This is a genomic window from Leyella stercorea, assembly GCF_021531655.1.
In genome coordinates this window covers 1-11,836 of the sequence record NZ_JADYUF010000004.1, presented here as the reverse complement: position 1 = coordinate 11,836, position 11,836 = coordinate 1, and the positions used below count along the sequence as shown (strand labels likewise).

Sequence of the window (11,836 nt, the reverse complement as noted above, 5' to 3'; positions counted from 1 at the left end):
ATTCGTTGTCGTCACATTACACCTAATGCCTGCATCATCTTTTTGTTGGCTTCGGCAAGCGAAGGGTCGAACAATGCGCGTATATATATTAAGGTGGTGGACAGTTTGGTGTGACCCATAGCCTTGGCTATTTGCGAAATGTCGAGTCCGGAGCGGTAGGCAAGGCTTGCCCATGAATGGCGTGCCACATACGACGAGAGCGTACGGCTGGTGTTGATGAGTGACGAGAGGCGGCGTAGGGCATAATTGTACGAGCGCAGCCGTTTGAGATAAGTCGGGTGAACATTGTCGGCTGTGGTGCCTGCAAGCAACGGAAACACGTATTCACTGCCCGTTATGGCGTGGCGATTGATGATTTCAGCCATACATGGTTCGACGTTCACGCACACTTTATGCCCAGTCTTGTGGCGTGCGTAGTGCATCACGCCGTCGTTTATCTGGTGCCATTTCAGGTAGGCTATGTCTACAAACGGCATTCCCATAGCCATAAAGCTGAACACGAAAAGGTCGCGAGCCAAGGCAAGATGCGGTTGGCTGTCGAGCCGTAATGCAAGCAATTGGCGTATCTCTGATTCGGTGACGCTTCGTTTGGCTGTCTGTTCGTGCCCCGTGAACACAGCTGAGAACGGACTGTCGGCATTATTTTCCACCGCCCGGTTGTACAAGGCCCGCAGCGTACGCATATATACCGACACGGTATTGAGCCGTATTCCTCGGTTGCAAAGCCATCGTTGATAGCGCTCAAGCATAGAGGTCGTGATGTCGGCAAAACTCCATTTGTCGTTGCCGATGAATTGCGTGAGCGAGCGTACGGCTGTAAGATAGTTGTAGGCGGTCTTGTGGCGTTGCTCTTGGTCAATACGTTCTGCCTCAGCCTTGGCAAAACTCATTCCGTTCAACCGCTTTGCAGTTGTAACGCTACGTTTGTTTTCTTTCGGATCTTTTCCCAATCCCATTTCAATTCTGAAGTATACCATAACATTAAAGCATTAAGAGGTTAGACAATACGATCCCCAATTTACTATAATAATCAATACAAGCAATACTTGCAACGGCAGTTTCTCAGTACCGTTTTCAGTATAGCATAACTGGTACTGGATTTTCATACAGCTGGTACTGGAGTTTCATATAACTGGTACTGGAGTTTATACTGGCTGGTACTGCCACCTATATTGATAAGTAACAGTTCAAAATTATCTTTACATATATAATAGGAGAGTGTGTCAAAACTCAAACAATGCGGGCTGAAAGCCCAATGACATTCATAGGAGGGTGTCAAAAGTCAAAGCAGCACGCCCCGAAAGGGGCAGAAGCACATAGCCCAGGGCACCGCCCTGGGTAAAAGTATCACAAATACCGATGCGCCCTGCAAGGGCAAAAGCGTTAATTATCAATGCTTTTGCCCTTGCAGGGCGTTTTGATATTTTCAATTCGTACACCCAAGACGCTGCCTTGGGCTATGTGCTTTTGGGGCTTTCAGCCCGCTTTGTTTGACTTTTGACACATCCTCCTATGGAAATGAACTCATATATAAAATAAAAAAGGACAAATACTTAATAGTTACTTATATAAATAAGGTGTAGTAGCTTATGCCCTCATTCACCACCTCCCGCCCGTAGGCGGAGAAGCTTCGCCGGTAGTGGCGGACGTTAAGACTCGATAATAACAATTACAATTATATTATTCACCAAAAGAGAGAGATTTTATGGTAAAGAAAATTGCACTCACGCTTTGTACAGCGCTCGTTGCCAGCTCTATGGCTATGGCACAGAATCGTACTGTGAAGGGCAAAATCACCGATGCCAACGGCAATCCTATCATAGGAGCTACCGTTAAGGTTGAAGGTTCGAATGTAGGTGCCGTTACCGCTGGCGATGGACAATTCTCCATCTCGGTGCCGGCCAACAGTAAGCTCAACATCACTTATATCGGCTACAAGCCCCAGACTGTACAGGTGAAGAACCGTACCAATCTTGTTATTGTCATCGAGGAAGACAACGAGCAGTTGGGCGAGGTGACAGTAGTGGCTTATGGTACTAAGCGCAAGCAGGATGTTGTAGGTTCGGTGGCAAACGTCAACAAGAACATTATTGCCAATGCGCAGTCGTCTTCTGTATCAAGTGCTCTTGAGGGTGCTGTCGCAGGTGTACAGGTGCTCAGTGGTTCAGGTCAGCCGGGTAGCGATGCCGCCATCTATGTACGTGGTATCGGTTCTATGTCTGCCAGCAACGCAGCCCTTATCGTAGTCGACGGTGTGCCTTTCAACGGCAAATTGTCAGACATCAACCCTCAGGATATCCAGTCGATTTCAGTGTCTAAGGACGCTGTGTCTAACTCACTTTACGGTTCGCGTGCAGCAGGCGGCGTGGTTATGGTGACCACAAAGTCGGGCAGCAAGGAGAAGGTTGCCATCAACTTCCGTGGCACATGGGGCGTTTCTAACCGTGCCTACAAGGACTATGACATGGCTACCGACCAGAGTGAGTTCTATCGCCTTACATGGTACGGTATCCGCAACACAGAGTGGGCTGCAGGCAAGTCGCTTGCGGAGGCTGCAGAAACTGCAAGTAGCAGCTTGCTCGGCGAACTGGGCAACTACAATGCCTACATTGTTCCAGAGGGTGAGTATCTCGTCAACACCGATGGTACATTTAATAAGAATGCCAAGTTGCGCTACAACGACTCATTTGCTGATGCACTGTTCAAGTCGGCATTCCGTCAGGAATACACCATCTCTGCATCGGGTGGCAACGACCGCACCAACTTCTATTTGTCAGCAGGCTATCTTGACAACCAGTCGTACGTTATCGGTTCTTCATACGAGCGCTATACAATGCGTGCCAATGTCAGCTCACAGCTGAAGTCATGGCTTAAGGTAGGTACCAACATCGCTTACTCGCACACCAAGAGCAATGGTGTACAGGAGCGTTCGGGTACGGCTTCTAACCCGTTTGAGACAGCTCGCGGTTGGGCTCCTATCTTTCCGGTACATGCCTATGACGCTCAGGGCAACATGAAACGCGATGAGAATGGCAAACCGATTTATGATGCCGGTACAGGCCAGACTGACGGCACAGAATCGCGTCCTACAGCTCAGAACCAGAACATCATATGCTCAATGAACGAGGATATCAACGAGAATATCTACAACAACATCTCTACACGTTCGTTCATCGAGGTGAAGTTGCCGCTCAACTTCAAGTTCGTGACCAACTATGCTTACGACTTCACCAATGTAACAAGCAACAGCTTCATGACTCCTACCATCGGCGACGGTGCTTCGTTCAATGGTCGTGGCACACGTGCAAGTGGTACAGATATGACAAGCAACTTCAACCAGATTCTCTCTTATGAGAATGTGTTCGACGAGGATCACAACTTCTCTGCCAAGCTTGGCCATGAGTACTATACATACAAGACAACTTATCTGGAAGGACAGAAGACAAACTTCTTCGATCCGTATAACTCTGAACTCTACAATGGTGGTCAGATTCAGTCACTGACGAGCAACTCTGTAACTCACAACATCGAGGGCTACTTCGCAATGGCTGACTACAACTATGCTCACAAGTACTACCTCTCGGCTGCGTTCCGTCGCGACGGTACATCACGCTTCCTCGACCGTTGGGGCAACTTCTGGTCGGTAGGTGCCGGATGGCGTATCTCGTCAGAGAAGTTTATGGAGAGCACCAAGTCATGGCTCAACGACCTGAAGCTCCGTGCATCTTACGGTACACAGGGTAACGAGGCTATCCTTCCGGGTTATTTTTATGGCTACACTCCGTATGTAGACATGTATGATGTGACATGGGACGGTTCAAAGCTTGGCTACGCAGTAGCTTTCTATGGCAACAAGGACCTCTCTTGGGAGACTCAGAAGACATTCGACCTCGGTCTTGACTTCCGTTTCCTCGACCGTATCTACGGTAACATCGACTTCTTCACACGTCGTACTGACGACATGCTGTTCAAGCGTCCTTTGGCAACATCAAGTGGCCGTCCTTACAACTGGGAGAATATCGGTGCAATGCGCAACAACGGTATCGAGTTTGAACTGAACGCCGACATCATCAAGAACAAGGATATGAAGTGGACCGTTACATTGCTTGGTTCACACTATTCTAACAAGGTGCTTACACTGCCTGAGGAGAACCGTGAGGACGGTATCGTAAGCGGTGCATTCAAGCTCATGGAGGGTAAGAGCCGCTACGAGTACTTCACATACAAGTATGCTGGCATGGACGAGAAGGGCAACCCGACATGGTATACCGACGAGAAGGATGAGCAAGGCAACGTTACCGGCCAGACTACTACAGGCCAATATACCGAGGCTACAAAGTACTGGCTTGGCAAGCAGGCTCTGCCCGACTTCAACGGTGGTTTGAACACTTCATTCTCATACAAGGGCTTCGACGTGAACATCGCTACTGCATTCCAGCTTGGCGGATGGGCATACGACTCACAGTACCTCAGCGGTATGAGCGTTTCGTACTACGTAGGCCACAACAGAGATATGTGGGATACATGGAATCCGGAGACAAGCAAGGGTAAGTATCCTATCTGGAACGCCAACAACTCGTCTAACTCATACACCCAGACATCAGATGCCCACCTTATCAGTGCATCTTACTTCAGCATCCGCAACATTACGCTCGGCTACACATTGCCGTCAAGCTTGATGAAGCGTTGGGGTATCGGTTCTATCCGCGTGTTCGCAACAGGTGACAACTTGGCTCTCTTCTCTAAGCGTCAGGGCTTCGACCCGCGCGTTTCAATGAGTGGCGGCAACAGCAGCTATGGTGGCTATTCACCAATGCGCACAATCACCGGCGGTATCAACATCACATTCTAAGTTCATCAAATTTTAAAACAGGAAAACAATGAAAAAAGGAAAAATATTTTTGCTGGCACTTGCGTCACTTCCACTCTTCACCTCCTGTATCGACGATGCCGAGCAGAACACATATCTGACGGAAGACCGTCGCACAGAACTTGCCAAAGAGAATCCTGACAAGGTGTTCTCGTCAGCAGTAGCTGGTATGTACAGCGATATGCAGAGTTACGTGTATAGTAACATGAATCACAACTACTTCGGCCAGAAGAGTTTCGACTATCTTACATCGCTTATGGGCAACGATATGGTTATGACCGGCCGATTCGCTATGAGTCTTTATCACTATCTTTGCGACTATTGGGCACAGAACTATACTGCTACTGCCAACCGTTGGCGTGAGTATTATCGTTGCATTGACAATGCCAACCAGATTCTCAAGACCATCGATCCGGAAACTACCGATGAGGCAGTCTTGAAGTATCGTGCCATAGCTCTCGGCATGCGTGGCTATGCCTACCTGCAGCTCTCTTATCTCTATCAGCAGAGCTACTATGTAGGATGCGACGACACCAAGTGGGGCAAGGGTCAGCACTACGACTTCTCAGAGTCGAAGTGTGTACCTATCGTAACAGAGAATACTGAGGGCGACCAGCCTCTGAGCACTGTCAAGCAGGTTATGGATCAGATTAAGGGCGACCTCGGCACTGCATACGACATCTTCAATAAAATCGGCATGCAGAAGACAACAGATCCTACCGATTTCGACGGATGCGTTGCTGCAACTTACCTCGCACGTGCATACATGATTACTCACGATTGGGATCAGGCTCTGACCTATGCACAGGTGATAGTCGACAACTTCCCCGTTCTGAAGGGCGAGGATCAGATTCTTCAGGGATTCAGCGATATCAATCTTCCTGACGTAGTGTATGGATGCGACATCACTGCCGACAATACTACTCTATACATGTCGTGGTTCTCGCAGATGGACAGCTACAGTAAAGGATATGCAGGTATCGGCGTATGGCGTGCTGCCTATGGTCCGTTTGTAGACAAGATTGCTGACGACGACTTGCGTCTGAAGTGGTTCTGCTGCGACCGTTCTACAGGTATTGATTACAAGGGTGGTCGTCTCACCTTGAAGCGCGACGTTATGGCTCCTGCAGCTTGTGAGTATCAGGCTGTTAAGTTCATCGGTTCTGGCCGTGACGCTGTCATTGCTAACGCCAAGAGCATCGCTCAGGGCAATGGCGCTCCAGGTTGGGAACTTGGCGACTACATCTATCTCCGTTCGGAGGAGGCTTACCTCATGAAGGCTGAGATTCTGGCTCATAAGGGCGACCTTGCAGGTGCAAAGACTGCTCTTGAGGAGTTCATGAAGACACGTCAGCCCAGCTACACCTACGCTAAGGGCAACACCAAGGCCGACCTCATTGAGGAGATTAACTTCCAGAAGCGTGTAGAGTTCTGGGGTGAGGGTATCGAGTTCCTTGACAACCGTCGTCTTAACATCACGCTTGACCGCACTTCTACCGACCCGCACAACAACCACTTGGCAACTGCTCGTCTGAAGCTCGATCAGGAGTCTCGCAACTTCCGTTATCAGATTCCTATCTCAGAGATTGAGAACAACAAGGCTCTGACACCTGACGATCAGAACTAAAATAATAGACTGAACATAACATAAAGAAAGCGTATATCCCGTCCACAGCGTGGACGGGATATACGCTTTCTTTTGTTTGTTATTGTTTTGTCATAATTTCGCATGACGACAACTTCGCCCCAAGTGCTCGGCTATTATCCGGTAAAAACCTTCGTATCATGGCATGATACGATCATTTCAAGGCATGATACGATCATTTCAAGACACGCAACGTTTCTTTATGTCACGACCTGGGCATTAGTGTAACGATTGTAAAGGTACATTCTATCGTATTGCATAGTACTTGTCATCAGAACGCACATAAAATATACGTGTGATGTAGTGTATTTATTAGTACTACATACACACCGTCCTTGCGTTGGTAGGCAAAGTCGCCTACGGCAGTAAGAATCATGAGAAACGAAAGGGCTTGGCATCGCCTTATTTCCTCAGTTGGCACGATTTTATTTCCGCAGTTGGCGCGATTTCATTTCCGTAGTTGGCGCGATTTCACTTCCGCAGTTGGCGTTGAAAATAAAAACAATCATCTTTTTTTCGTTAATTGTTTTGCCTTTCGCCTTTTTTAGCGTATTTTTGCATATTCATATATGTGGTAAAGTCAATCCGCCGCATTAAAAACCTAAGATTATGCAAACAAGATGTCATCTTTCTGTTCTCGCCCTGAAGCTGGCTGAGAAGTATGGCGACCGTGCAGCCTTCACCTACAAGGACTTTGGAGGCACTGTATGGAAGCAGATGAGCTACAATCGTTTCGCCCAGCTGGTGAAGCAAGCATCCAACGCTCTGCTCAACCTCGGCATCAAGCCGCAGGACACTATCGGCGTGTTCTCGCAGAACACCATACAGTATCTCATCACCGACTTTGGAGCCTATGGCGTGCGTACAATCTCCATACCGTTCTATGCCACGGCTTCCGAACAGCAGATACAATACATGATAAACGATGCCGGCATACGCTTCCTCTTCGTAGGCGAGCAGGAGCAGTATGACAAGGCGCACCGTATATTCGCCCTTTGCAACACGCTCGAGCGCATCATCATATTCGACCGCTCGGTACGCATTTCCACTCACGACCCTGCCGCACTCTACTTTGACGACTTCCTGAAGCTCGGCGATGGACTGCCACGGCAGAGTGAGGTGGAGCAGCTATACGCACAGGCCAACAACGACGACCTCTGCAACATACTGTACACGTCGGGCACAACGGGCGAGTCGAAGGGCGTAATGCTCACATACGGACAGTATGAGGCAGCATTGAAGGCCAACGACGAGGTGGTGCCTCTCAAGGAGAGCGACCGCGTCATCCAGTTCCTGCCCATTACCCACATCTTCGAGCGCGGATGGTCTTACCTCGCATTCTCCGAAGGATGCCACATCATCATCAATACCAATCCGCACGACATCCAGCAGTCAATGCGCGAGACGCATCCTACATGCATGTCGAGTGTGCCACGATTCTGGGAGAAGGTTTACCAGGCTGTGCTTGACAAGATCGACCGTTCGAGCGTTGCCAAGCAGCGCCTCTTCCGTCACGCCCTTGAGGTAGGCCGCCGATACAACATCGACTGCAAGAGCCGCTGCAAGCGTCCGTCGCCGTTGCTGGCCATGGAATACAAGCTCTTCGACAAGATGATTCTGCGTCTGGTGCGCAAGCAGATAGGATTGGAGAACGCCCATCTGTTCCCCACGGCAGGCGCTACGGTCTCGCCCGCAGTAGAGCGCTTCGTCCATTCGGTAGGCATTAATATGATAGTGGGCTACGGACTTACAGAGAGTCTTGCCACCGTAAGTTGCGACCGCGAGGACATGCAGTTCACCATCGGTTCGGTAGGTCGTCCTATCAACGGATTGCAGGTGAAGATAGGCGACAACGACGAGATATTGCTCAAGGGTCCCACTATCACGCCGGGCTACTACAAGCGTGAGGCTGCCAATCAGGAAGCCTTCACCGAAGACGGGTTCTTCCGCACAGGCGATGCCGGATACATGAAGAACGGTGAGCTGTTCCTTACCGACCGCATCAAGGACCTCTTCAAGACATCCAACGGCAAGTATATCGCTCCGCAGATGATAGAGTCGCTGCTGCTTGTTGACAAGTTCATCGATCAGGTGATAGTGATAGCCAACGAGCGCAAGTTCGTGTCGGCACTCATCGTGCCCGAGTTCCGCCTCGTAGAGGAATGGGCCAAGGATCACGGCATAGCATTCGAGAGCCGCGAGGACCTTTGTGCCAACGCCAAGGTGCACAAGATGATGATGGACCGCATACAGACACTGCAGCAGCAGTTGGCGCATTACGAGCAGATAAAGCGATTTACGCTCATCGCCCACCACTTCTCTATGGAGTCGGGCGAGCTTACAAACACGCTCAAGATACGCCGACCGGTGATTTACAAGAACTTCAAGGAAGTGGTAGATAAAATGTACGAAGAATGAGTATAGCGAATTTTGAGTCTTGAATTTTGAGTTTTGAATTGGTCGGCTACGCCGATTAGGAATTGTTCAATTTTGAATTGTTCAACTCAAAAGTCAAAATTCATAAATTCACAATCGCAGGCGTAAGCCGAGAATAATTCAAAACTCAAAATTCAAAATTCAAAATTGCCGCAAGGCAACAATTCAAAATTCAAAACTCAAAATTCAAAACTCATAAATGATAACATCCGACCAACTGAAGGATTTGCTTGAGCGTGCTGATGCGCTCAACCATTATCTCAACATAGACCAGAAGAAAGTAGAATATGAAGAAGAGCAGCTGCGCACTCAGGCTCCCGACTTTTGGGACGATCCTAAGCGTGCAGAGGAGCAGATGAAGAAGGTGAAGGGACTCGAAAAGTGGATTAAGGGATATGAGCAGGTGCGACGTCTTGCCGACGAAACGCAGCTCGCCTTCGACTACCACAAGGAGGATCTCGTGACCGAAGAGGAAGTTGACGCCGACTACGCCAACGCTATCAAGGCGATAGAAGACCTCGAACTGATGAATATGCTGCGCCAGAAGGAAGACCCTATGGACTGTGTGATGAAGATAAACTCAGGTGCTGGCGGCACCGAGAGCCAGGACTGGGCACAGATGCTCATGCGTATGTACATGCGTTGGGCTGAGGCTCACGGCTACAAGGTGACCATAAGCAACCTCCAGGAGGGCGATGAGGCTGGAATCAAGAGCGTGACAATGGAGATAGAAGGCGGCGAGTACGCCTACGGCTACCTCAAAAGCGAGAACGGCGTGCACCGTCTGGTACGCGTCTCGCCATTCAATGCCCAGGGCAAGCGCATGACATCCTTCGCTTCGGTATTCGTTTCGCCGCTCGTCGACGACACCATCGAGGTGTATGTCGACCCCTCTAAAGTGAGCTGGGACCTCTTCCGTTCGGGCGGAGCAGGAGGCCAGAACGTAAATAAGGTGGAGACGGGCGTGCGATTGCGCTATCAGTATACCGACCCCGACACCGGTGAGGAGGAAGAAATCCTCATCGAGAATACCGAAAGCCGCAAACAGCTCGAAAACCGAAACAACGCAATGCGATTGCTCAAGTCGCAACTCTACGACCGTGCCATGAAGAAACGTCTGGAAGCGCAAGCCAAGATCGAGGCAGGCAAGAAGAAGATAGAGTGGGGCAGTCAGATACGCTCATACGTCTTCGACGACCGCCGCGTCAAGGACCATCGCACCAACTATCAGACCACCGACGTCGATGGGGTGATGGACGGAAAGATAGACGGATTCATAAAAGCATACCTCATGGAATTCCCAGTGGTCGAAGCGTAGCCTGAGGAGTTTTGAATTTTGAGTTTTGAGTTTTGAATTGGTCGGCTATGCCGATTGTGAGTTGTTCAATTTTGATTTGGTTGGACAATAATTCAAAAGTCAAAACGAAAAACTCAAAATTCCAAACTCACAATCGCAGGCGAAGCCGAGAATAACTCAAAATTCAAAAATCAAAATTCAAAATTTATATTACTATGAGCCAGAACAGTAAAATCAGAAAACAGCGTTACGCCAAAGAACAGGAGCGTAAAGGCAAGAAAGTAGTGGAATACATCCTTTGGGCATTCATCATATTGGCCGTGGCATTCATGATCTGGACCACGATGAACGCTTAACGTCAACACACTATTCGTACAACAATGAGTGGACTGGAAATAGAACGCAAGTTCCTTATACGCAAAGGCGGCTCCTGGAAGGAAGCCGCCTTTTCTTCAAGTCATATCAAGCAAGGCTATATGCCATGCGAGTCGGCTACAGTGCGCGTGCGTACCCGCGACGACCGCTCGTGGCTCACTATCAAGAGCCATAGCGACCGTGCCGGATTGTCACGCTATGAGTTTGAAAAAGAAATCAGTAACGACGAAGCGCAGCATCTCTTCGAATTGTGTCGGGGTGGCGTGATAGACAAACGTCGCTGGCTGGTGAAGAGTCCCGACGGACAGCATACGTTCGAGGTGGATGAGTTCTATGGCGATAACGCCGGACTGGTGGTAGCCGAAGTAGAACTGAAATCAGAAGACGAACCCTTCAGCAAACCCGACTTCATAGGTCAGGAAGTGACAGGCGACCGCCGTTACTACAACTCCCAACTCCTCCAGAATCCCTATTCTCGCTGGAAAGAACAAGAGTAGAATCCCCAAAACATAACACTCAACATCCATCACTTGTCACTTAATATTTATCACTTAACACTTAACATTTTCCAAAAGGACCCCTTTTGCACTTCAAATGTACCCCTTTTACCATGCAAAAGGAGTCCTTTTGCCTTCCAAATGTAATCCTTTTGCACTCCAAAAGGACTCCTTTTCCACAACAGGCACAATCCGTCCCCTCCGCCATTCCCTCCGCCTTATATATAATATAATGTGTAGACACTCTCAAAACACCATGAATTGTAAGCAACTGTTAAAATATTGATAAAATTAAGCATTTTATTGGCAAAAGTTTTGGAGATACGGGAAAAAGCCATACCTTTGCATCCGCTTTCGAGAACGAACGAAACCTCAAGCAAAACGAGATGAGTTCGTGTTAAGATTGCATTAAGAAAGAGTTCTTTGAAAAGATTTACATAAGACAGATAAAGTAGTACAAGAAGCGAGAATGAAGAAATTCGTTCTTGGGTAGAAGAAAAACGAACCGTCAAGTTTGTTTGACTTTAAACTCTAATTTGGAAGCTCGTTCTGAAACAGATACAAACAATAAGCAATATTCCGCCAAGGCTTAGAAAGGCCCAGACGGCCCAGTAAGGCTTGGCACCAAGGAATTTGCCTAGTAAAAGATATTTTACAATGTAGAGTTTGATCCTGGCTCAGGATGAACGCTAGCTACAGGCTTAACACATGCAAGT

8 protein-coding genes are annotated in these 11,836 nt (G+C 48.7%); 7 read left to right on the top strand and 1 reads right to left on the bottom strand.

Annotated features, from left to right (window positions below; translation table 11 throughout):
• Positions 1 to 11: 11 nt before the first annotated feature.
• Positions 12 to 977 (bottom strand): tyrosine-type recombinase/integrase, encoded by a 966-nt coding sequence (locus I6E49_RS01825; RefSeq protein ID WP_235400127.1) that lies wholly within the window; start codon positions 975 to 977, stop codon positions 12 to 14.
• Positions 978 to 1,359: 382 nt separating this feature from the next.
• Between I6E49_RS01825 and I6E49_RS14395 the strand changes: the two genes are divergently transcribed.
• The 7 genes from I6E49_RS14395 to I6E49_RS01795 all read left to right on the top strand — a co-directional run bounded on the left by I6E49_RS14395 (position 1,360) and on the right by I6E49_RS01795 (position 11,120).
• The gene (locus I6E49_RS14395) at positions 1,360 to 1,494 is read left to right on the top strand and encodes a hypothetical protein (RefSeq protein WP_262911497.1); all 135 of its coding nucleotides are present in this window, start codon (positions 1,360 to 1,362) and stop codon (positions 1,492 to 1,494) included.
• A gap of 211 nt (positions 1,495 to 1,705) precedes the next feature.
• Positions 1,706 to 4,852 (top strand): SusC/RagA family TonB-linked outer membrane protein, encoded by a 3,147-nt coding sequence (locus I6E49_RS01820; protein WP_235400126.1) that lies wholly within the window; start codon positions 1,706 to 1,708, stop codon positions 4,850 to 4,852.
• Positions 4,853 to 4,880: 28 nt separating this feature from the next.
• Positions 4,881 to 6,497, top strand: coding sequence for a RagB/SusD family nutrient uptake outer membrane protein (locus I6E49_RS01815; RefSeq protein ID WP_235400125.1), 1,617 nt, complete (start codon positions 4,881 to 4,883; stop codon positions 6,495 to 6,497).
• Positions 6,498 to 7,124: 627 nt separating this feature from the next.
• Positions 7,125 to 8,933 carry an AMP-dependent synthetase/ligase gene (locus I6E49_RS01810; RefSeq protein WP_235400124.1) on the top strand — a complete coding sequence of 603 codons (1,809 nt, stop codon included), beginning with the start codon at positions 7,125 to 7,127 and terminating at the stop codon, positions 8,931 to 8,933.
• 217 nt (positions 8,934 to 9,150) lie between these two features.
• The gene (prfB, locus tag I6E49_RS01805) at positions 9,151 to 10,269 is read left to right on the top strand and encodes a peptide chain release factor 2 (protein WP_235400123.1); all 1,119 of its coding nucleotides are present in this window, start codon (positions 9,151 to 9,153) and stop codon (positions 10,267 to 10,269) included.
• 194 nt (positions 10,270 to 10,463) lie between these two features.
• A complete protein-coding gene (locus tag I6E49_RS01800; protein WP_235400122.1) occupies positions 10,464 to 10,604 on the top strand; it encodes a hypothetical protein in 141 nt (46 codons plus the stop codon).
• A gap of 24 nt (positions 10,605 to 10,628) precedes the next feature.
• Positions 10,629 to 11,120: a CYTH domain-containing protein gene (locus I6E49_RS01795; protein WP_235400121.1), complete on the top strand. Its 492-nt coding sequence runs from the start codon at positions 10,629 to 10,631 to the stop codon at positions 11,118 to 11,120.
• Positions 11,121 to 11,836: the final 716 nt, after the last annotated feature.

Coding starts and splice junctions, on each gene's coding strand:
- I6E49_RS01825 (WP_235400127.1), bottom strand. CDS start 977: ATGGTATACTTCAGAATTGAAATGGGATTGGGAAAAGATCCGAAAGAA.
- I6E49_RS14395 (WP_262911497.1), top strand. CDS start 1,360: ATGCGCCCTGCAAGGGCAAAAGCGTTAATTATCAATGCTTTTGCCCTT.
- I6E49_RS01820 (WP_235400126.1), top strand. CDS start 1,706: ATGGTAAAGAAAATTGCACTCACGCTTTGTACAGCGCTCGTTGCCAGC.
- I6E49_RS01815 (WP_235400125.1), top strand. CDS start 4,881: ATGAAAAAAGGAAAAATATTTTTGCTGGCACTTGCGTCACTTCCACTC.
- I6E49_RS01810 (WP_235400124.1), top strand. CDS start 7,125: ATGCAAACAAGATGTCATCTTTCTGTTCTCGCCCTGAAGCTGGCTGAG.
- prfB (WP_235400123.1), top strand. CDS start 9,151: ATGATAACATCCGACCAACTGAAGGATTTGCTTGAGCGTGCTGATGCG.
- I6E49_RS01800 (WP_235400122.1), top strand. CDS start 10,464: ATGAGCCAGAACAGTAAAATCAGAAAACAGCGTTACGCCAAAGAACAG.
- I6E49_RS01795 (WP_235400121.1), top strand. CDS start 10,629: ATGAGTGGACTGGAAATAGAACGCAAGTTCCTTATACGCAAAGGCGGC.